The sequence below is a fragment of the Acidovorax sp. LjRoot118 genome, from assembly GCF_964253575.1.
Taxonomy (GTDB): Bacteria; Pseudomonadota; Gammaproteobacteria; order Burkholderiales; family Burkholderiaceae_C; genus Acidovorax.
In genome coordinates this window covers 2,337,941-2,358,936 of the sequence record NZ_CAXURB020000001.1, presented here as the reverse complement: position 1 = coordinate 2,358,936, position 20,996 = coordinate 2,337,941, and the positions used below count along the sequence as shown (strand labels likewise).

Genomic DNA, 20,996 nt, shown 5'->3' with positions numbered 1-20,996 from the left:
TGCAATTCGGTCAGTGCGCAGCCCACTGGATGGTGCTGATGTCGATGCCGTCCTGGTACATCTCCCACAGCGGGCTCAGCTCGCGCAGGCGGGCGACGTTCTCGCGGATGGTGCCAATGGCGTAGTCGATCTCTTCCTCGGTCGTGAAACGGCCGATGGTCATGCGCAGGCTGCTGTGGGCCAGCTCGTCGCTGCGGCCCAGGGCTCGCAGCACGTAGCTGGGCTCCAGGCTGGCAGAGGTGCAGGCAGAGCCCGACGACACGGCCAGGCCCTTGATGCCCATGATGAGCGATTCGCCTTCGACGAAGTTGAAGCTCATGTTCAGGTTCTGTGGCACGCGGCGTTCCATGCTGCCGTTGATGAACACCTGTTCGATGTCCTTCAGGCCATTGAGCAGGCGCTGCTGCAGAGCAAGCGCCTTGGCATTGGACTCGGCCATTTCTTCCTTGGCGATGCGGAAGGCCTCGCCCATGCCCACGATCTGGTGCGTGGGCAAGGTGCCCGAACGCATGCCGCGCTCATGGCCGCCACCGTGCATCTGCGCTTCCAGGCGCACGCGGGGCTTGCGGCGCACGTACAGGGCGCCCACGCCCTTGGGGCCGTAGGTCTTGTGCGCGGTCATGCTCATCAGGTCGATGGGCAGGGTATTCATGTCGATCTCGACGCGGCCGGTGGCCTGCGCGGCATCCACATGCAGCAGCACGCCCTTTTCACGGCACAGTGCGCCGATGGCCGGGATGTCCTGGATCACGCCGATCTCGTTGTTCACGAACAGGATGCTCACGAGCACCGTGTCGGGGCGGATGGCGGCCTTCAGGGCCTCCAGGTCCACCAGGCCGTCTTCCTTGACGTCGAGGTAGGTGGCTTCAAAGCCCTGGCGTTCGAGCTCGCGCACGGTGTCCAGCACGGCCTTGTGCTCGGTCTTGAGCGTGATCAGGTGCTTGCCCTTGCCCTTATAGAACTGGGCCGCGCCCTTCAGGGCCAGGTTGATCGATTCCGTGGCGCCGCTGGTCCAGACGATCTCGCGCGGGTCGGCGTTGATCAACTCGGCCACCTGCACACGCGCCTTTTCCACGGCCTCTTCCGCTTCCCAGCCCCAGGCATGGCTGCGCGATGCCGGGTTGCCGAAGTGCTCGCGCAACCAGGGGATCATGGCGTCCACCACGCGGGGGTCCACCGGCGTGGTCGCGCCGTAGTCGAGATAGATGGGAAAGTGTGGAGTCATGGCGTGGCTGGCTCAGGAAGGTTGCTGGCTTGCAAACAACAAGGGGCAGTACAGTAAAAAACGTTCAGGGCGGTGCCGACCCCAGGGCCGGCATGATCGACCTGGAGGTCAGGACTTGGCGAACACGTTGCCGAGTGCGAACACCGAATTCGGTGCATTCACACGGATCGGCTTGACCACCGGGGTGGTCGAGATGGCGCGGCGCACGATCGGCTTGTCTTCGATCTGCACACCCTTGGCCAGTTGCTCTTCCACCAGCTTTTGCAGCGTGACGGAGTCGAGGAACTCGACCATGCGCTGGTTCAGCGAGGCCCACAGCTCGTGCGTCATGCAACGGCCGGCTTCGCCCAGGCAGTTTTCCTTGCCGCCGCACTGGGTGGCGTCAATGGGTTCGTCCACGGATACGATGATGTCGGCCACCGTGATGTCGCCCGCCTTGCGGGCCAGGGTGTAGCCGCCGCCGGGGCCACGGGTGGATTCCACCAGTTCATGGCGGCGCAACTTGCCGAACAGCTGTTCCAGGTAGGACAGCGAAATCTGCTGGCGCTGGCTGATGGCAGCCAGGGTGACGGGTCCGTTGTTCTGGCGCAGGGCCAGGTCAATCATGGCGGTGACCGCAAAACGGCCTTTGGTAGTGAGACGCATCGCAAGCTCCTTGTGCTAAGGCTTGTTCGTTGTAGAAACTGCCGACTGCTGACTGTTGGCCAGCAACGACACCGTCTCCGCCCCTTACTCCGCACCGTTGTCCGCTGCGGAGCCCTTCATCGCTGGGCTTTGTTCTTGAGTAGTTTGTAGGAGTATAGCACAAATCCCTATCGAATCAGTCGGGATAAGAAACCAGCGGGTCACTATTTCCCCATACGCGTTTTTACGGACCGCCCAATTCGCCAGGAATGCACTTCCCCGTCTTCATGTCGGGGTGCAAACTCGCTTTCACAAGGCCACGGAATCATTGCCATGCGCACCGAAGGCCTGGTCCTTGAGGCGCGTGAGCTGGTCCCGCACACGGGCCGCCTGCTCGAACTCGAGGTTGCGCGCATGGTCGAGCATGGCCTTCTCCAGCCGCTTGATCTCGCGCGCCACATCCTTCTCGGACATGTCCTCCACCTTGGCGCGCTGCATCGTTTCCTGCTCCAGGCGCTCGGCATCCTTGCCCGCTTTCTCGCTATAGACGCCGTCAATCAGGTCTCTTACCCTCTTGACAATGCTGCGCGGCGTGATTCCGTGGGCCTCATTGTGTGCGATCTGTTTGATGCGCCGGCGTTCCGTCTCTCCCATGGCTTTTTTCATGGAGTCGGTGATGCGGTCGGCATACAGGATGGCGTGGCCATTCAGGTTGCGCGCCGCACGGCCTATGGTCTGGATCAGGCTGCGCTCGGCCCGCAGGAAGCCCTCCTTGTCGGCGTCCAGAATGGCCACCAGCGACACCTCGGGGATATCGAGCCCTTCGCGCAGCAGGTTGATGCCCACCAGCACATCGAAGGCGCCCAGGCGCAGGTCGCGGATGATCTCCACGCGCTCCACCGTGTCCACGTCGCTGTGCAGGTAGCGCACCTTGACGCCGTTGTCCGTGAGGTAGTCAGTGAGCTGCTCGGCCATGCGCTTGGTCAGCGTGGTGATGAGCACGCGCTCGCGCTTCTCGGCGCGGATGCGGATCTCCTGCAGCACATCATCCACCTGGTGGGTGGCGGGGCGCACCTCCACAATAGGGTCCACCAGGCCCGTGGGGCGCACCACCTGGTCCACCACCTGGCCGGCATGGGTTTTTTCGTAGTCGGCCGGCGTGGCCGAGACGAACACCACCTGGCGCATGCGCTGCTCGAACTCCTCGAACTTCAGCGGCCGGTTGTCCAGCGCCGACGGCAGGCGAAAGCCATACTCGACCAGCGTGGTCTTGCGCGAGCGGTCGCCGCTGTACATGGCGTTGAGCTGGCCGATCATCTGGTGGCTCTCGTCCAGGAACATCAGCGCGTTCTTGGGCATGTAGTCGGTCAGCGTGCTCGGCGGGTCGCCCGGCGCGGCACCCGAAAGGTGGCGCGTGTAGTTCTCGATGCCCTTGCAGTGCCCTACTTCGCTGAGCATCTCCAGATCGAAGCGGGTGCGCTGCTCCAGGCGCTGGGCCTCCACCAGCTTGCCGTCGTCCAGCAACTGTTTCAGGCGCTCGGCCAGCTCGATCTTGATGGTCTCCACAGCCGCCAGCACCTTGTCGCGCGGCGTCACATAGTGGCTGCTGGGGTAGACCGTGAAGCGCGGGATCTTCTGCTTGACGCGGCCGGTGAGCGGGTCGAACAGCTGCAGGCTCTCGATCTCGTCGTCGAACAGCTCGATACGGATGGCCAGCTCCGAGTGCTCGGCCGGGAAGACGTCGATGGTGTCGCCGCGCACGCGGAACTTGCCGCGCGAGAAATCGGCCTCGTTGCGCTGGTACTGCATGCGGATGAGTTGGGCGATCACGTCGCGCTGGCCCAGCTTGTCGCCGGTGCGCAAGGTCATCACCATGCGGTGGTAGCTCTCGGGCTCGCCAATGCCGTAGATGGCCGACACGGTGGCGACGATGACCACGTCGGTGCGCTCCATCAGGCTCTTGGTGCATGACAGGCGCATCTGCTCGATGTGCTCGTTGATCGCGCTGTCCTTCTCGATGAACAGGTCGCGCTGGGGCACATAGGCCTCGGGCTGGTAGTAGTCGTAATAGCTCACGAAGTACTCCACGGCGTTCTTCGGAAAGAACTCGCGGAACTCGCTGTACAGCTGCGCCGCCAGGGTCTTGTTGGGCGCGAACACGATGGCCGGACGACCCATGCGGGCGATCACGTTGGCCATGGTGAAGGTCTTGCCCGAGCCGGTCACCCCGAGCAGGGTCTGGAAGGCTTCGCCGTCGTTCAGCCCCTCGACGAGCTTTTGGATGGCCTCGGGCTGGTCGCCCGCAGGAGGGTACGGTTGGAACAGCTCGAACGGCGAATCGGGGAAGCGCACGAACTCGCCGTCTTGCTGATCCGGTATGACTTCTGATATTTCCAGCATGGGGTAGGTCAACGGTTGGTGGGGGCTAGCCGTTAAAATCGGCGGAACCTGGCACGTTACACCACGCCCGGATTCTTCGCTACTGACAACCTTTCAAGGATTTTCATGTCTCTGTTCACCGCCGTCGAAATGGCACCCCGCGACCCCATCCTGGGCCTCAACGAGCAATTTGCTGCCGACACCAACCCCAACAAGGTCAATCTGGGTGTGGGCGTGTATTTCGACGACAACGGCAAGCTGCCCCTGCTGCAATGCGTGCAGGCCGCTGAAAAGACCATGATGTCGACCCCCACGGCCCGCGGCTACCTGCCCATCGACGGCATCGTGGCCTACGACAATGCCGTCAAGGGCCTGGTCTTCGGCGCCGACAGCGAGCCCGTGACCTCCGGCCGCGTGGCCACCGTGCAGGCCATCGGCGGCACCGGCGGCCTGAAGATCGGCGCTGACTTCCTCAAGAAGGTGAGCCCGAACGCCAAGGTGCTGATCTCCGACCCGAGCTGGGAAAACCACCGCGCGCTGTTCACCAACGCGGGCTTCGAAGTCGACAGCTACGCCTACTACGACGCCGAAAAGCGCGGCGTGAACTTCGAAGGCTTCCTGGCCAGCCTGAACGCGGCCGTGGCCGGCACCATCGTCGTGCTGCACGCCTGCTGCCACAACCCCACCGGCTACGACATCACCGCCGACCAATGGGACCAGGTGATCGCCGCCGTCAAGGCGAAGAACCTCACCCCCTTCCTGGACATGGCCTACCAGGGCTTTGGCCATGGCATCGCCGAAGACGGCGCCGTGATCGGCAAGTTCGTGGCCGCCGGCCTGAATTTCTTCGTCTCCACCTCGTTCAGCAAGAGCTTCAGCCTGTACGGCGAGCGCGTGGGCGGCCTGTCGGTGCTGTGCGCCAACAAGGAAGAAGCCAGCCGCGTGCTGAGCCAGCTCAAGATCGTGATCCGCACGAACTACTCCAACCCACCCATCCACGGCGGCGCCGTGGTGGCCGCCGTGCTGGGCAACCCCGAGCTGCGCGCCCTGTGGGAGAAGGAACTGGCCGAAATGCGCGTGCGCATCAAGGCCATGCGCCAGAAGCTGGTCGACGGCCTGAAGGCCGCCGGCGTGAAGCAGGACATGTCCTTCATCACCACCCAGATCGGCATGTTCAGCTACTCCGGCCTCTCCAAGGACCAGATGGTGCGCCTGCGCACCGAGTTCGGCGTGTACGGCACCGACACCGGCCGCATGTGCGTCGCCGCCCTGAACAGCAAGAACATCGACTACGTCTGCCAATCCATCGCAAAGGTTGTCTGAGTTGAATGATGAAGCGGCGCTGCGGCGCCGCTTCGTGAGCCAGGCGCTCCAGAACCCGCACAACGCGGCCATTCTGGGGCGTTTGCCGCTGCTGGGCCTGCCCGATGCCTGGCTGGTCGCGGGCTGCCTGTTCCAGACGGTGTGGAACCTGCACGCTGGCCACACGCCCGAGGCGCGCATCAAGGACTACGACCTGTTCTACTTCGACGCGGGCGACCTGTCGGCCGCCGCCGAAGAGGCCGTGCAGGCGCGTGCTGCAGCCCTGTTCGCCGACCTGCCCATCACCGTGGAAGCCAAGAACCAGGCGCGCGTGCACCTGTGGTACGAGGGCTGGTTCGGCTACCCCTACACCGCCCTCACCTCGGCGCGCGAGGGCATTGGCCGCTTTCTGGTGCCCTGCACCTGCGTGGGATTGCAACCGACGCCTTCAGGCCCGGTACTGCATGCGCCTTACGGACTCGATGAGCTGTACGCGGGCATCCTGCGGCCCAACCCTGCCTGCCTGCACCTGCCACTGTTCGACGCCAAGGCCGCGAGCTATCAGCAGCGCTGGCCTTGGTTGCAGATCGTGCGGGAATTCACCCCCACAGCACCGAGCGCATCGATATAGACGCCGACTGGAAGCCGGTGTTGAAGAAACGCGGCATTTCGGTCGATTGCACCGCTCCGGCTGCATACAGCAGCGGCAGGTAGTGCTCGTGGGTGGGGTGCGCCTGCTTCGCCACGGGGCCCAGCTTCAGAAAGTCCGCCAGCGCACCGAGTTGGCCCTTCTTGATCTGGTCCTGCACCACGACATCGAACTCCTGCGCCCAGTCGTAGGCCTCGTTGGCCGCCGTGCCCCGGCGCGTCACGCGCAGGTTGTGTACCACGTTGCCGCTGCCCACGATGAGCACGCCGCGCTCGCGCAGCGCCGCCAGCTGCCGGCCGAGCGCATAGTGTTCGGCCGGGGCACGGCTGTAGTCCATGCTCAGCTGCAGCAAGGGGATCTGCGCCTTGGGGAACATGGGCTTGAGCACCGACCAGGTGCCATGGTCCAGGCCCCAGTCGCCCTCGTCCACCCCCAGCGCCGCGCCGGTGGCCGGTGATTTCAGCTCTCGGGCCAGGCTGCGCGCCACGGCCGGTGCGCCCGGCGCGGGGTACTGCTGGTCGAACAGCGCCTGCGGAAAGCCGCCGAAGTCGTGGATGGTCTTGGGGCTGGCCATGCCCGTGAGCTGCCAGCCACCCTGCGTAAGCCAGTGGGCGGAGATGCACAGGATGAGCTGGGGTTGCACCGCGCGCGCCATCAGCTCCGTGCCCAGCGCCTCCCAGGCACGGCGCCAGGCGTTGTCCTCGATGGCGTTCATCGGGCTGCCATGGCCCACGAACAGCACCGGCATGCGCGGCGACGGCTTGAGGGATTGCAACGCGGGCAAGGCGGCGGCACTGCTGAGCGAGGTCACGGTAACTCCCGGAAAAGCAGCCAACCCTGCGAGGGCGGCCAAAGAGGTTCGGCGGTGCATGAATGGGAGAAGGTAACAAATTTTGTATAACGCAGGGAGTGAGCGCTCGGCCTGGCCAAAGTTCCGGCCATCGGGTGCCTGCGCATCGCCGCCCTTCCATTCCCATAAAGAGACATGACCACCACCACCCTGCCCCAGCCCCTGCGCAACACCCGCGTCCTGAGCCTTGCCCTGAACCTGCCCGGCCCCGCCGCGCTGATGCGCTGCGCACGCATGGGGGCCGAATGCACCAAGCTCGAACCGCCACCGGTGGCCGGCTACCCAAGCGCCGACCCGATGGGCATCTACAGCCCGGCGGCCTATGCCACGCTGCACCAGGGCGTGCGGGTGCTGCACGCGCACCTCAAGACCGCCGAGGGCCAGGCCACGCTGCACGAGGAACTGGCGCGCACCGACGTGCTGATCACCTCGTTTCGCCCCTCGGCCCTGGCCAAGCTGGGCCTGGGCTGGGAGGCGCTGCAGGCCAAATACCCGCGCCTGTCACTGGTGCGCATCGTCGGCACCGCCGCCGAGCGGGCCGAGGAGCCCGGCCACGACCTCACCTACCTGGCCGATGCCGGCCTGGTCACCGGCACCGAGATGCCGCCCACCCTGTACGCCGACATGGGCGGATCGCTGATGGCCAGCGAGGCCGTGCTGCAGGCCCTGCTGGAGCGCGCCCACACCGGCGCCGGCGTGTGCATCGAAGTCGCGCTGGCCGACGCCGCCGCGTGGCTGGCCCAGCCGCGCGACTGGGGCCTGACCACGCCCGGCGGCGACGTGGGCGGCAACCACGCCGGCTACCGCATCTACCCCTGCGCCGACGGCCGCGTGGCCGTGGCCGCGCTGGAACCGCACTTTGCCGCCAGCCTGTGCGCAGCCGCCGGCCTGCCCGCCACGGGTGATGCCCAGATGCTGCGTGCCCCCGCCACCCACGAGGCCGTGGCCGGTTTCCTGAGTACGCAGACCCGTGCGCAGCTTGATGCGCTGGCGCAGGCGCAGGACATCCCACTGCACACCTTGGCCTGACGGAGTCATCCAATGCAAAAGCAGGGAACGGTGGCGCGCTGGAACGCCGAGCGCGCCTTTGGCTTCATCCGCAGCCCGGACACCGATGCGGATGTGTTCTTCCACGTGCGCGACTTCCGCGGCGGCGGCGCACCGCGCGAAGGCCAGGCCGTGGTGTACGAAGAGATCCACGTCGGCGGCAAAGGCCCCCGGGCCATGGCGGTGCAGCCCGTGGGCACGCAGGCGGCGGCCGGCACCACGGCACGCGGCAAGGGCACCGCGCCGAAGGCACCGCAGGCACGCCAGCCGAGCAAGGCACCAGCGCCCGCACCCCGCCGTCCGCAGCGTATGCGCACAAACCACGCGGGCAGCGCGGCATCCACCGGGCCTGCGCTGCTCCTGATGGTGCTGTGGGTCGCCCTGCTTGCTTGGGGCGTCTGGAGCGCACGGCTGCCCCTGTGGCTGCTGGGCGCTGCCGCCGCAGTCAATCTGCTGACCTATGTCGTCTACGCCATGGACAAGGGCGCCGCGCAAAGAGGCCAGTGGCGCGTGCCAGAGAAGAACCTGCACCTGCTGGCACTGGCGGGCGGATGGCCCGGCGCCTGGGTGGCGCAGCAGACACTGCGACACAAGTCGAGCAAGGCCGAGTTCCGGGTCGTTTACTGGGCAACGGTGGTGCTGCACTGCGCAGGCCTTGCGGCCTGGGTGATGCGCTGGATCGGCTGAAGGAACAGCCCCAATGTGTGATGACAGGTAAATTGTCCCTGGGACTACACACGGCGACATTGCCAACGGCTCCAATGGAAGAAGTATCCACCCCTCCAAAGGAGACGGCCATGAAGCCAATGATTCTTGACTCCACCATGACCAATATGGGCGGCGTGTTCTATCCCACAGGGCATGTGTTCGCCCTGTTCCCCGACGAGGACTGCGTGCGCCAGGCGGCGACGGCACTCGAAGCTGCCGGCCACAAGGGCGAACTGGCCTATGCCAGCCCCGAGGCCATCATGGCCGACATCGTGCGCACACTGGGCACTGCCGATGCGCCCCTGCCCTCCGTAGGCGCCGAAGGCGACATGGTGCGCCGCATTGCCGACCTGGCAGGCACCGGCCACCACGGCCTGCTGATCCAGATGGACAGCAAGGACGAACCCGATACGGTGGTCGCGGCCATCGCTCCCGAAGGCGCTGCCACGGCCTTCTACTACCGCACCTTCATCATCGAAGACCTGGTCACGCCGCCGGTGCCGGACGAGAAGACCCAGTCTGTGGTGGTAGGGACGCACGCAGCGACGAGCTGATCCCTCCCCCGGCCACCCCACCCCGAACCCGCGCTCCGCAAGGCACGCGGGTTTTTCCACATCTGCGGCCGCAGTGCCTGCAGCCAAGGATTTGGTGCCAAGCCGACCGGTTGCCGATATAGTGGTCTTGCGCGGCCAAGGCTCGCACGCTCGCTCACCCACCGGCTCGGTGGCCTGGGGAGCAGATGTAGCCCACCGCATGGGAGGAACCGGTATGGGATTGTCCAGCCACACAAGCCTGCTCCAGGCGCACCGGGCCGCAGGGCCCTGAAGCGCAACAGCAGCCGCCGTGCATGACCAACGCGCGCGAGCCACCAGGCCAGGGACCGCTGCGTTCGACGCTGCGGATCACCTGGCCTTTCCTGCTGATGGTGCTTTTGCTTGCCGCTTGCGCCTCGGGTAGCCTGTATGTGCTGTCCGCCGTGCGGGCCTTCGTGGCCGGCGAGAGCCTCTGGACCAAGGGGCAAAAGGACGCCATCTACTACCTGGACCGCTACGCCGCTACCGGCTCCCCAGACGCCTACGCGCAGTACCGCAAGGCCGTCGAGGCCCCCCTGGGCGACAAGGCGGCCCGGCTGGCCCTGCTGGAATCACACCCCATCGACCTGAACGCCGCACGCGAGGGATTCGCCCGCGGCGAGAACCACCCCGATGACATCGACAGCCTGATCTGGCTGCTGCGCTGGTTCCACCACTTCGAGATCATGCAGCAGCCGCTGGCCCACTGGCTGGTCGGAGACCAGCACATTGCCAGCCTGCAGCTGCTGGCCGAAGAGATTCGGCAGGGCCATGCCGCAGGGCTGGTGGACGCTGCCACGCGCCGCGGCTGGCAGGCCAGCATCCGTGCCATCAATGCGGGCGCCACGCCGGCCGCCCGCGCTTTCAGTACATCACTGGGAGACAGCTCCCGGCGCATCGTGCAATGGCTGCTCTGGGCCAACATGGGCATGGCCGCCGTGCTGATTCTGCTGACCACCTGGCACACCAGGGCGCTGCTGGCCCAGCGACAGCGTGCGGAGCTGGCACTCGACGCGGAGCGCGAGCAGGCGCATGTCACGCTGGCAGCCATTGGCGATGCCGTAGTGACCACCGATCTGCATGGCAGGGTGCTGTACCTCAATCCCGCCGCCGAGGCCCTGGTGGGCATGGCGGCGCAGGAGGCCACCGGTCGCCCCCTGGCCCAGGTGCTGCAGCTCAATGACGGCACGGGCCCGCTGGGCGCCGACCAGTTGGTGGAGCGGGTGCTGCGCGGCGGACCCACGCACCGCGATGGCTTCACGCCGACCGTGGTGCGGCCCGACCAAAGCCTGGTGCCCATCAAACTGGTGGGCTCGCCCATCCACCACCAGGCCCAGCCTCGCGGGGTGGTGCTGGTGCTGCACGACGTGACGCGCGAACAGCACTATGTGGAGCAGCTGTCCTGGCAGGCCAGCCACGATGCACTCACGGGCCTGGTGAACCGGCGCGAGTTCGAGCGCCGGCTGGAGGCCCTGCTCGCCCAGCCGCGTGCCATGGGGCGCGAAGGCGCCCTGCTCTACGTGGACCTGGACCAGTTCAAGCTCATCAACGACACCTGCGGCCACCAGGCTGGCGACGAGATGCTGCGCGGGGTCTGCCGCATGCTGCAAAGCCACCTGCGCGAGGGCGACACGTTGGCGCGGCTGGGCGGGGACGAGTTCGGCATCCTGCTCAAGGACTGCCCGCCCCGCCCGTCGGCACGCATTGCAGAGCAACTGCGCCAGGCCGGGCACGAACTGCGCGTGCCGTGGGAGGGGCGGCAGTTGAGCACCGGCCTGAGCATCGGCATGGTGCAGCTGATCCCCGCGCTCAGCACCATCCAGGAGGCCATGCGCGTGGCCGACATGGCCTGCTACCGCGCCAAGGAGGGCGGGCGCAACCAGGTCTTCATCTACCAGACGGAAGACATCGAGATGAGCCGCCGTGAAGGCGACATGGACTGGGTGCGGCGCCTGCGCCTGGCGCTGGAGCACGACCGCTTTCGGCTGTATGCGCAGACCATCACGGCCCTACAGGGTGCCAGCACGGGCCTGCACCTGGAGGTGCTGCTGCGCCTTGCCGAAAACCATGAAGAGCTCGTATCTCCAGGCTGCTTCATCCCCGCAGCAGAGCACTACGGCATGATGCCCGCCATCGACCGCTGGGTGGTAAGGCACACGCTCGCCCTGCTGGCGCAGCACCAGGCCACGGGTGGCCCCCAGGTGCACACCTGCGCCATCAACCTCTCGGGTACCAGCCTGGGCGACGAGAGCCTGCTCAAGTACATCCACACCGAAATCGAGCAGTCGGGGGTGGATGCGCACCGGCTGTGCTTCGAGATCACCGAGACCAGCGCCATTTCCCACCTGCCCAGCGCGGTGCGGCTGATGAAGGACCTGCAGCAACTGGGCTGCCGCTTTGCGCTCGATGATTTCGGCGTGGGCATGTCCTCCTTCACCTACCTCAAGCACCTGCCGGTGGACTACCTCAAGATCGACGGCAGCTTCGTGCGCGACCTGCTGGACGACCCGACCAACCGGGCCATGGTGGAGATGATCAACCACATCGGCCATGTCATGGGCAAAGAGACCATCGCCGAGTTTGCCGAGTCGATGGACATCGTCGACGCGCTTCGCGCCATCGGCGTGGACCATGCGCAGGGCTATGCGCTCTCGCGGCCCGTCCCGCTGGCCGACTGCCTGCGCAAGGGTTGAGCCAGAGCCCCGCTACCCAGGGCCACGCCAGGCACCACCAGCAGCACGGCAGCCAGCAAGGCACCCGAGACCGGCTCGCCCAGCAGGCAGGCGCCACCCGCGGCCGTGAGCAGCGGCACCAGCGCCGCCGACAGGGCAGCCCGCGCCGGGCCCAGCCGTGCAATCGCCACGCTGTAGACCACCAGGCCCAGCAGCCCGGCCGCCACGCCCTGCCCCAGCGCCTGCCAGGCCACATCGCTCCAGGGTGCCGAGAGCAGGCGCGGGGCGCCCGCTACCAGCAGCACGGGCAGCAACAGCAGGGCCGAGCCCAGATTCACGACGGCCGCGCCCTGCCATGGCGTGAGGCCGCTGCTGCGGAACGCCAGCGTGTACACCGCCCACAGCAGCGCCGCCAGCAGGAACAACAGGTCGCCGCGCCAGGCACCCTCCACCGTGCGCCAGCCGGCGGCCCCGAAGGCCGCCATGCCCGCCACGATCAGCGCCAAGCCCAGTAGGCGCGAAGGCGCCGGCCGCTCCCCGGACACCAGCCAGCCACCCAGCGCAGTGAACACCGGCAGGCTGCCCGCCACGAAGATGCCCATGTGCGCCGCAGGCGCCCACTGCGCGCCGGCCAGCACCACCAGCCCGAACGGCAGGCCGCCGCACAACACCAGCAGCGCACAGCGCCTGTACGACAGGCCTGCCGGCCACCCGCTGCGCCGCAGCCACAGCGGCGCCAGGACCAGCGCAGGAATGGCATAGCGCAGCACGGCCAGCTCGACAGGCCCCAGCGTGGTGGTGACGCCGTGGCGCGAGGCAAGCTGCCAGCCACTGCCGACGAGCGCGGCAGCCAGAGCCGCCAGCCAGCCGACCCAGGGCGACGGAATCGAGGAACACAAGCGGCGAAACGAGAAGGCGAAGACTGGCATGCCCGCAGTCTGGGCGCAGCACCCCCGCTGCGGATATCAGAATCCTGCGGAGATCATCAGCCCTGCAGTGCCTGCCGGGCCTGCGCCGGCGTCACGCCGACTGCGCGGCGGAACGCAGTGCCCAAGTGGCTCTGGCTGCTGTAGCCCAGATCGTGCGCCAGGGCCGCGAGGTCGCCCTCCCCCTCGTCCAGGCGCTGCAGCGCCGCGGCCAGCCGCAACTGCTCGCGGTAGGTATGCAGGCCCAGGCCGGTGTGGGCGCGGAACAGGCGAGCGAGATGGAAGTAAGAGCAGCAAGCCGCATCGGCCACGTCGTGCAGCGACCAGCCCAGGCCGTCTGCCGCCGCCGTGCGCGTGGCCATGAAGCGCCGTGCGCGCGCCACCGCCGCATGGGCCATGCCGCTGTCGCACAACATCCCTTGCCCAAACACGGGCCCGGTGGCCTGCTCTCGCCCCTGCGCCAGCGCACGCCAATGCAGGCGCAGCTGCCACAGGGCCCGGGGTGGCAGCGTCCATGCAAGTGCACTCTCTGGACTGCCGGCCGATGCGCAGCCCGGCTGCATGCTGACCACCATGTGGCTGCGCGGCGCGGCCTGCCATTCGCGGATCTGGTACGGCAGCCCGGTGGGCAGGGCCACCACGGTCAGCCCGTCAAGCAGCACCTGCCACCCCTGCATGTGGAACTCGGACACGCCACACACCGGGAAGACCCAACGTGGCGTAGCCACCTGGTAGACGGGGTTGCCGGCATGGGCCGCGCCCGCCGGCTTGACCACCCGCTCCACCCGCCACGCAGCGGTGTCGGCGTAGAGGATGCGCTCTTGCGGCATGGGAGGGCCGTGGCTAGCGGCCCTTGCGGCCGGCCGAGGGCTTGGCCGAGCCGGTCACGCGCGGTGGCAGGCCGGTGTGCTGGGTGAGCATGCGGCCCTTTTGCGGCTGCGTGGACTTGAGCGCCACGCCCTGCGACGGCTTGGATGCCACGCCAGGCGTGGCGGCCTTGGCTCCACCCGGGGTGGAGTTCTTGCGCCGTGCGCTCTGGTAGCCCCCATCGGTCAGCGGCTGGAAGGTCGGGATCAGGTGGTGCTTGCCGTTGCCGATCAGGTCGGCGCGGCCCATGGCCTTGAGCGCGTCGCGCAACAGCGGCCAGTTGTTCGGGTCGTGGTAGCGCAAAAAGGCCTTGTGCAGGCGGCGGCGCTTGTCACCGCGCACGATGTCCACACCCTCACTGTCGCGCGTGATCTTGCGCAGCGGGTTCTTGTTGCTGTGGTACATGGCCGTGGCCGTGGCCATCGGACTCGGGTAGAAGGTCTGCACCTGGTCCGCGCGAAACCCGTTCTTCTTGAGCCAGATGGCGAGGTTCATCATGTCCTCGTCGCTGGTGCCCGGGTGCGCAGCGATGAAGTACGGGATCAGGAACTGCTTCTTGCCCGCCTCTTCGCTGAACTTCTCGAACATCTGCTTGAACTTGTCATAGCTGCCGATGCCCGGCTTCATCATCTTGGTGAGCGGGCCCTGCTCGGTGTGCTCGGGCGCGATCTTGAGGTAGCCGCCCACGTGGTGCTGCACCAGCTCCTTGACGTACTCGGGGCTCTTCACGGCCAGGTCGTAGCGCAGGCCCGAGCCGATCAGGATCTTCTTGATGCCCTTGAGCGCACGGCCGCGGCGGTAGATCTTGATCAGCGGGTCGTGGTTGGTGCCCAGGTTGGAGCAGATGCCCGGGTACACGCAGCTGGGCTTGCGGCAGGCGGCCTCGATCTCGGGGCTCTTGCAGCCCAGGCGGTACATGTTGGCCGTGGGGCCACCCAGGTCCGAAATGGTGCCGGTGAAGCCGCTCACCTTGTCGCGGATGTCCTCGATCTCCTGGATGATGGAGTCCTCGGAACGGCTCTGGATGATGCGGCCCTCGTGCTCGGTGATCGAGCAGAAGGTGCAGCCGCCGAAGCAGCCGCGCATGATGTTGACCGAAAAGCGGATCATCTCCCACGCCGGGATCTTGGTCGTGCCTTCGTGGCTGCCGTTCTCGTCGGCGTAGCTCGGGTGCGGGCCGCGCGCGTAGGTCAGGTCGAACACGTAGTCCATCTCGGCCGTGGTCAGCGGGATGGGCGGCGGGTTGATCCACACGTCGCGGGCGGTTACGCCCTCACCGTGCGCCTGTACCAGGGCCCGCGCATTGCCGGGATTGGTCTCCAGATGCAGCACGCGGTTGGCATGGGCATACAGCACCGGGTCGCTCTTGACCTGCTCGAAGCTGGGCAGGCGGATCACGCTGCGGTCGCGCGGCGGCACCTTGAGCTTGGCCTTGAGCGCCGGGTTGGCCACGAACAGCATGGGCCGGATGGCGGGATTGGGCTCGGCCGCAGCGGCTGCGCCGGCCTCGGCATCCAGCGTGCCATCTTCCTTGCTGCAGGTGCTGCCCTGGGCGGCGGCCTGCTCGCTGGTCGTCATGTAGGGGTTGATGTGCGCCTCGACCCGGCCCGGCTCGTCCACGCTGGTGGAGTCGATCTCGAACCAGCCCTTGCCGGTCTCGTCGTCAGGCCGGCGCACGAAGGCCGTGCCGCGCACGTCGGTGATCTGCTCCACGGGCTCGCGCGCGGCCAGGCGGTGCGCCACCTCGACCAGGGCGCGTTCGGCATTGCCGTACAGCAGCAGGTCGCACTTGGCATCGACCACGACCGAGCGGCGCACCTTGTCGCTCCAGTAGTCATAGTGGGCAATGCGGCGCAGGCTGCCTTCGATGCCGCCCAAGATGATGGGCACGTCCTTGTAGGCTTCGCGGCAGCGCTGGCTGTAGACGATGGCCGCACGGTCGGGGCGCTTGCCGCCGATGTCGCCCGGGGTGTAGGCGTCATCGCTGCGGATCTTGCGGTCCGCCGTGTAGCGGTTGATCATGGAATCCATGTTCCCCGCCGTCACGCCCCAGAACAGGTTGGGCTTGCCCAGTGCCTTGAACGGGTCGGCGCTCTGCCAGTCGGGCTGGGCGATGATGCCCACGCGAAAGCCCTGGGCCTCCAGCGTGCGGCCGATCACGGCCATGCCGAAGCTCGGGTGGTCCACATAGGCGTCACCCGTCACCAGGATGATGTCGCAGCTGTCCCAGCCCAGTTGCTCCATCTCGGCGCGGCTCATCGGCAGGAACTTGGCCGTGCCGAAGCGCTTCGCCCAATAGGGGCGATAGCTGGTCAGCGGCTTGGCTGCGCGCGCGAAAAAGGAGACGTCGACAGGGGCGTTCATGTGGGGGGTGCGAGACCTCGAATGGGCGAGGCCGCTATGGATAACCCGCGATTTTACGTTGGCGGGCCCTTTTTGTCGCCTTGCATCGCTTTGTCCTACCCCTCGTCCGGCCATGCATGCAACGGATATACTTGCCAAAGTCAATCAATTGAATGACAGAGGCAATCAACCATGAGAAACAGCCCCCCCGAAGTCCCCGCTGACGCAGTCAAGGCCGTCCGGCGTTTCAACCGTTTCTTCACGCGTCGCATTGGCGTACTCGACCCCTACCTGGGCAGCGAGCTATCGCTGACCGACGTGCGCGTGCTCTATGAACTGGCCCACCGCGACGCCCTGGTGGCCAGCGACCTGGCCCGCGAACTGGGGCTGGACGGCGGCTACCTGAGCCGCATCCTGCGGCGCTTCGAGGGTGCGGGCTGGATCAGCCGCACGCCGAGCGCCAAGGATGCGCGCCAGAGCGAACTCACCCTGACGCCGGCCGGGCACGCCGCCTTTGCCCCGCTCCAGCAGCGCTCGCGCGACGAGGCGGCCGCCCTGCTGTCCCCCCTGCCTGCCCCCCGCCAGGCGGAACTGGTGCAGGCCATGGAGCGCATCGAGGCATTGCTGGAGCCCGCCGCAGCCACCGGGGGCCCTGCAAAGGTGGCCGTGCTGCGCGACCTGGCGCCGGGCGACATTGGCTGGGTGGTGCAGCAGCACGGCGAAATCTACGCCCGCGAATACGGCTGGGACATGCGCTTCGAGGCCCTGGTGGCCGACATCGCGGCGCAGTTCGTGCGCAAGTTTCAGCCCGGGTGGGAAAAATGCTGGATCGCCGAGCTCGACGGCGAGCGCGTGGGCGCCATCTTTTTGGTGCGCAAGTCGGCCACCACGGCCAAGCTGCGCATGCTGATCCTCTCGCCCAAGGCCCGCGGCCTGGGCCTGGGCGCTCGTTTGACGGACGAATGCATCGCCTTTGCGCGTGCCAAGGGTTACAAAAAAATGGTGCTGTGGACCAATAGTTGTCTCATTACCGCACGTTCGATCTATGCCAAACGGGGTTTCACCCTCGACAAGTCGGAGCCGTACGAGGACTTCGGGCAACAATTGGTGGGAGAAACCTGGTCGCTCAAGCTATGACCCGCCCCTCTTCAACACCCACCCTGCGCCTGCTCACCCCGCACGACGACCTGGAGCGGCTGACGGCGCTCATCCACTCGGCCTACGCACCGCATGCCGCCAAGGGCCTGCGCTACTGGGCCACCCACCAGACAGTGGAGGACACGGCCAAGCGCCTGGCCTCGGGCCTGGCACTGGTCATGGAAATCGAAGGGGACTATGCGGCCACGGCCGCGCTGCGAGCGCCGCAGCCGGAGTCGAAGGTGGCGCTGTACCGCGACAGCACTGTCTGGTCCATCACGCAGTTCTGCGTGGCGCCCCGCTTCAAGGGCCACGGCCTGGGGAAGTTGCTGCACGCGGAGCTGGTGCAGAGGGCGCGCAATGCCGGGGCCGCCACCCTGGCACTGGACACCGCCCAACCGGCCCATGCATTGATTGCGATGTACGAATCCTGGGGCTACCGAGTGGTCGGCGAATGCGACTGGAGGCCGCTCACCAACTACACCAGCGTGCTCATGTCACGCCCGGTCGACAGCACGGCCGCATAAGCAGCCGCCGCCCCATGCGCCGATAGTTCTTACCACTCACCCACTTCACGCACGCGCTGGGCCAGGTCGAACTCTTCCTCGTCCTCGAAATCGGTCGCCGCATCGGCCCGCAGGGCGCTGGCGGCAGCGGCAGGAGACTGCACGGCCATGCGTGGCGTGGAAGATGCAGCGAAGCGGCCGAACACGTGGCTGGCCAGGGTGCTGGGGAGGGAGGCGGTCAATGGCAGTGCGAACATGGCGGGTCCTTGGGTACGTTTGCTTGCTTGTTGTTTGCCGAGAATAGTTATCGGCTATGGGGTCAAGTGTAGGAACGCACCGCGTCTGCGCTTGTGACAGAACGCACACTTACAGGCCCGAGCCCGACCAGCGGGCGCGCGGCTGTGACAGGCGTCACATAACTGCCACCTCCAGCGCCGCAGGTGAGGCATTTGCACCACACCCATCTGGGGGATGCCGGTGTACAGACCCTGCCGCCGAGTGGCGTGGGCAACGCACAAAAACGCAATCCGCTGTGCCTTATGCTCTGCGCCCCATGCCACAGACCCTTGCAGCCCCCGCCCACAGTGAGCTCATCATCAAGAAGAGCCGCTTCATCGGCTGCGTGCAGCCTATGGCCGACCGCGCCAGTGCGCAGGCCGCCGTGGACGCGCTGTGGAAGCAACACCCGGGCGCCGCACATGTCTGCTGGGCGCTGCTCGCGGGCGGGCAGTCGGCCGCCGTGGACGATGGCGAGCCCGGCGGCACGGCCGGCCGGCCCATGCTGGACGTGCTGCGCCACCAGGACCTGGAGGGCGTGCAGGCCACCGTGGTGCGCTATTTCGGCGGGGTGAAACTGGGCGCGGGCGGGCTGGTGCGGGCCTACACCGACACCATCGCCCAGGCCTTGCTCACGGCGCCCAAAATCATTTTGCAGCGCATGGCCACGCTGCAGTGCATGGTGCCCTATGCGCTGGAAGGCCTGCTGCGCCGGGAGGTGGAGGCCGCCGGTGCCGAGCTGATCGACGTGCAGCACGGCTCGCTGGTCACCCTGCAGATGCGGTTGCCGCAAGCGCAGGCCGACGCCTTCGTGCTGCGCGTCAATGACCAAGGCCAGGGCCGGGTGGGCTGGACCGATACCGCCGCCTGAACACATTGGGCAACCCGCCTACAAGCCCAGGGTGCCACGCCCTTCAAACTACCGGCTCCAATGCACCTCGGGAGACGCGATCCATGGGCCAGCCGCTCGACACCATCATCATCGGCGCAGGCACGGCCGGCCTGGCCGCCCTGCGCGAGGTGCGCAAGCGCACCGAGCGCTACCTGATCGTCAATGACGGGCCCTGGGGCACCACCTGCGCCCGCGTGGGCTGCATGCCGTCCAAGACCCTGATCGAGGCGGCCAACGCCTTCCACCGGCGCCACGCCTTCGGCGAATTCGGCATCCGGGGCGCAGATGGCCTTACGGCCGACCTCCCCGCCGTGCTGCAGCGCGTGCGGGCGCTGCGCGACGATTTCGTGGCCGGCGCGATGCAGGCCACCGACGACCTGGGCGGCGCCAGCCTCTCGGGCCGCGCCGTGTTGCTGGATGCGCACACGGTGGACGTAGGCGGCGTGCGCTACCACGCCGACAGCATCATCATCGCCACCGGCTCAAGGCCCGTGGTGCCCGAGGAGTGGCTGGCCCTTGGCGACCGCATCCTGACCACCGACACCCTGTTCGAGCAGCAGACCCTGGGCCCGCGCGTGGCGGTAATCGGCATGGGCGCCATCGGCGTGGAGCTGTCGCAGGCCCTGGCGCGCCTGGGCCTGGAGGTAGCGGCCTTCACCAGCGGCCACACGCTGGGCGGCCTGAGCGACCCGACCCTGAATGCCGAACTGGCGGCACTGCTGAAAAAGGAAATGGTGCTGCACACCCATGCCAAGGCCGAGCTGCGCGAGGTGCCCGGTGGCATCGAGGTCAGCAGCGGCGCCAACCGCGTGGTGGTCGACCACGTCATCGCAGCCATGGGCCGCACGCCCAACATCGAGCACCTGGGGCTTGAGACCCTGGGCGAACCGCTGGATGAAAAAGGCATGCCCCACGTTGATCGACAGACCCAGCAGATCGGCAAGCTGCGCGTGTTCCTGGCGGGCGATGCCAACGACGATGCCGCACTGCTGCACGAGGGCGCCGACGAAGGCCATATCGCCGGCATGAATGCCCTGGCGGCCGAGCCCACGCGCTTCGTGCGCCGTGTGCCCTTGGCCATCGTGTTCTGCGACCCCAATGTGGCGGTGGTCGGCGTGCCCTTTTCCCAACTGGATCCGGCACACACCGTGGTGGGCGCCGTGGACTTCGACAGCCAGGGCCGGGCCCGCGCCGCCCTGCGCAACCAGGGGCGCTTGTGCGTGTATGCGGACAAGGGCAGCGCCCGGCTGCTGGGCGCCGAGATGTGCGCCCCCGGCGGCGAGCACCTGGCCCACCTGCTGGCGCTGGCCGTGCAGCAAAAGCTTACGGTGCACCAGTTGCTGGGCATGCCCATCTACCACCCGGTGCTGGAAGAAGGCCTGCGCACGGCCCTGCGCAATGCCGCCCGCCATCTGCCCGACGCCAGTGCATCGGACCTGGCGGCCTGCACGCCCATCGGGGTTGCCGCGCTGGAATGAAGGGGCCGCACGGCGCCCCAGGATGTAACAGTGCGCAACCGCCCTTCATTTCAGGCGCAGAATGCCGATAAGACAGACAAGTTTCGGAGAACCCGCATGGATGTCGCACTCACCAACAGCATCGTCAACACCGCCACGGCCCTGGCCAGCCGCGAGACTTCGGACGCCATCAACATCACCGTGCTGAAGAAGGCGCTGGACATCCAGGCCACTTCGGCCGCCACGCTGCTGCAGGCCCTGCCCCAGCCACCGCTGGCCACCTCGGGCTCGCTGGGCACCCAGGTCAACACCTTTGCCTGACCACTGGACCGGAATCTTCCCTTTTTCTCCAAGGTAAGCCCCTCCCAAGCCGCCCCTAGAGGCGGCATTTTTTTGTGCCTTTGCCTGGCCCTGCGGGTGGCGGCCTCCCTGCCATGGCGGCACAGAAGCCCCTCGTGCGCAACGGCCACCGGCATCGTTACAAGATGTAGGTAGACTGGTGAATGAAGAGTAGCCCTGCCTGTCACTGCAATGCGCATTCCATGTACCGCACGGTGGCAAGGC

General features: G+C 67.0%; 19 protein-coding genes. 11 read left to right on the top strand and 8 right to left on the bottom strand.

Annotated elements, in window-relative coordinates; all coding sequences use genetic code 11:
* Positions 1-10: 10 nt before the first annotated feature.
* From ACSQ9E_RS11135 to uvrB, 3 genes are all read right to left on the bottom strand, one after another.
* Positions 11-1,225 carry an IscS subfamily cysteine desulfurase gene (locus ACSQ9E_RS11135; protein ID WP_057267691.1) on the bottom strand — a complete coding sequence of 405 codons (1,215 nt, stop codon included), beginning with the start codon at positions 1,223-1,225 and terminating at the stop codon, positions 11-13.
* Positions 1,226-1,333: 108 nt separating this feature from the next.
* Positions 1,334-1,870, bottom strand: a complete 537-nt coding sequence (gene iscR / locus ACSQ9E_RS11130; protein WP_057203117.1) for a Fe-S cluster assembly transcriptional regulator IscR — start codon at positions 1,868-1,870, stop codon at positions 1,334-1,336.
* Between the two features lie 288 nt (positions 1,871-2,158).
* Positions 2,159-4,249: an excinuclease ABC subunit UvrB gene (uvrB, locus tag ACSQ9E_RS11125; protein WP_436178556.1), complete on the bottom strand. Its 2,091-nt coding sequence runs from the start codon at positions 4,247-4,249 to the stop codon at positions 2,159-2,161.
* 105 nt (positions 4,250-4,354) lie between these two features.
* On the opposite strand from uvrB, the gene ACSQ9E_RS11120 reads away from it, so the two are divergent.
* Together ACSQ9E_RS11120 and ACSQ9E_RS11115 are read left to right on the top strand one after the other, a co-directional pair.
* The gene (locus ACSQ9E_RS11120) at positions 4,355-5,551 is read left to right on the top strand and encodes an amino acid aminotransferase (protein ID WP_057203119.1); all 1,197 of its coding nucleotides are present in this window, start codon (positions 4,355-4,357) and stop codon (positions 5,549-5,551) included.
* Between the two features lies 1 nt (position 5,552).
* On the top strand, positions 5,553-6,161 hold the full coding sequence (locus tag ACSQ9E_RS11115) for a nucleotidyltransferase family protein (RefSeq protein WP_369819468.1): 609 nt from the start codon (positions 5,553-5,555) through the stop codon (positions 6,159-6,161).
* Here ACSQ9E_RS11115 and ygiD read toward each other — a convergent pair.
* Complete coding sequence (ygiD, locus tag ACSQ9E_RS11110; protein WP_436220209.1) at positions 6,130-7,032, bottom strand: 4,5-DOPA dioxygenase extradiol; 903 nt, start codon at positions 7,030-7,032, stop codon at positions 6,130-6,132. The two genes, ACSQ9E_RS11115 and ygiD, sit on opposite strands and share 32 nt — an antisense overlap.
* A 132-nt stretch (positions 7,033-7,164) precedes the next feature.
* Here ygiD and ACSQ9E_RS11105 point away from each other — a divergent pair, with 132 nt between their 5' ends.
* The 4 genes from ACSQ9E_RS11105 (at position 7,165) to ACSQ9E_RS11090 (ending at position 12,049) form a co-directional block, all read left to right on the top strand.
* A complete protein-coding gene (locus tag ACSQ9E_RS11105) occupies positions 7,165-8,058 on the top strand; it encodes a CoA transferase (RefSeq protein ID WP_436217791.1) in 894 nt (297 codons plus the stop codon).
* A 12-nt stretch (positions 8,059-8,070) separates the two neighbouring features.
* A complete protein-coding gene (locus ACSQ9E_RS11100) occupies positions 8,071-8,763 on the top strand; it encodes a DUF1294 domain-containing protein (RefSeq protein WP_057203122.1) in 693 nt (230 codons plus the stop codon).
* 110 nt (positions 8,764-8,873) lie between these two features.
* Positions 8,874-9,338: a hypothetical protein gene (locus ACSQ9E_RS11095; protein ID WP_057203123.1), complete on the top strand. Its 465-nt coding sequence runs from the start codon at positions 8,874-8,876 to the stop codon at positions 9,336-9,338.
* A 293-nt stretch (positions 9,339-9,631) separates the two neighbouring features.
* On the top strand, positions 9,632-12,049 hold the full coding sequence (locus ACSQ9E_RS11090) for an EAL domain-containing protein (RefSeq protein ID WP_436217790.1): 2,418 nt from the start codon (positions 9,632-9,634) through the stop codon (positions 12,047-12,049).
* Here ACSQ9E_RS11090 and ACSQ9E_RS11085 read toward each other — a convergent pair.
* From ACSQ9E_RS11085 to ACSQ9E_RS11075, 3 genes are read right to left on the bottom strand one after another with little or no spacing between them, the layout of a single operon-like run.
* Positions 11,998-12,957 (bottom strand): DMT family transporter, encoded by a 960-nt coding sequence (locus ACSQ9E_RS11085; protein WP_436217789.1) that lies wholly within the window; start codon positions 12,955-12,957, stop codon positions 11,998-12,000. The genes ACSQ9E_RS11090 and ACSQ9E_RS11085 overlap by 52 nt on opposite strands.
* A 56-nt stretch (positions 12,958-13,013) precedes the next feature.
* The gene (locus ACSQ9E_RS11080; protein ID WP_436217788.1) at positions 13,014-13,784 is read right to left on the bottom strand and encodes a helix-turn-helix transcriptional regulator; all 771 of its coding nucleotides are present in this window, start codon (positions 13,782-13,784) and stop codon (positions 13,014-13,016) included.
* 13 nt (positions 13,785-13,797) lie between these two features.
* Positions 13,798-16,185 (bottom strand): YgiQ family radical SAM protein, encoded by a 2,388-nt coding sequence (locus tag ACSQ9E_RS11075; protein WP_057267708.1) that lies wholly within the window; start codon positions 16,183-16,185, stop codon positions 13,798-13,800.
* Between the two features lie 171 nt (positions 16,186-16,356).
* Here ACSQ9E_RS11075 and ACSQ9E_RS11070 point away from each other — a divergent pair, with 171 nt between their 5' ends.
* Entirely contained in the window at positions 16,357-17,301 is a 945-nt protein-coding gene (locus tag ACSQ9E_RS11070; protein WP_436217787.1) for a bifunctional helix-turn-helix transcriptional regulator/GNAT family N-acetyltransferase, read from the top strand.
* Positions 17,298-17,828, top strand: coding sequence for a GNAT family N-acetyltransferase (locus tag ACSQ9E_RS11065; RefSeq protein WP_436217786.1), 531 nt, complete (start codon positions 17,298-17,300; stop codon positions 17,826-17,828). Before ACSQ9E_RS11070 ends, ACSQ9E_RS11065 begins: the two co-directional genes overlap by 4 nt.
* A gap of 29 nt (positions 17,829-17,857) precedes the next feature.
* Here the strand turns inward: ACSQ9E_RS11065 and ACSQ9E_RS11060 are convergent, their stop codons facing one another.
* Entirely contained in the window at positions 17,858-18,064 is a 207-nt protein-coding gene (locus ACSQ9E_RS11060; RefSeq protein WP_057203129.1) for a hypothetical protein, read from the bottom strand.
* Positions 18,065-18,360: 296 nt separating this feature from the next.
* Between ACSQ9E_RS11060 and ACSQ9E_RS11055 the strand changes: the two genes are divergently transcribed.
* The 3 genes from ACSQ9E_RS11055 (at position 18,361) to ACSQ9E_RS11045 (ending at position 20,753) form a co-directional block, all read left to right on the top strand.
* Positions 18,361-18,954, top strand: a complete 594-nt coding sequence (locus tag ACSQ9E_RS11055; protein WP_057203130.1) for an IMPACT family protein — start codon at positions 18,361-18,363, stop codon at positions 18,952-18,954.
* 83 nt (positions 18,955-19,037) lie between these two features.
* The gene (locus ACSQ9E_RS11050) at positions 19,038-20,453 is read left to right on the top strand and encodes a dihydrolipoyl dehydrogenase (protein ID WP_057267717.1); all 1,416 of its coding nucleotides are present in this window, start codon (positions 19,038-19,040) and stop codon (positions 20,451-20,453) included.
* A 96-nt stretch (positions 20,454-20,549) separates the two neighbouring features.
* Complete coding sequence (locus ACSQ9E_RS11045; RefSeq protein WP_057203132.1) at positions 20,550-20,753, top strand: YjfB family protein; 204 nt, start codon at positions 20,550-20,552, stop codon at positions 20,751-20,753.
* Positions 20,754-20,996: the final 243 nt, after the last annotated feature.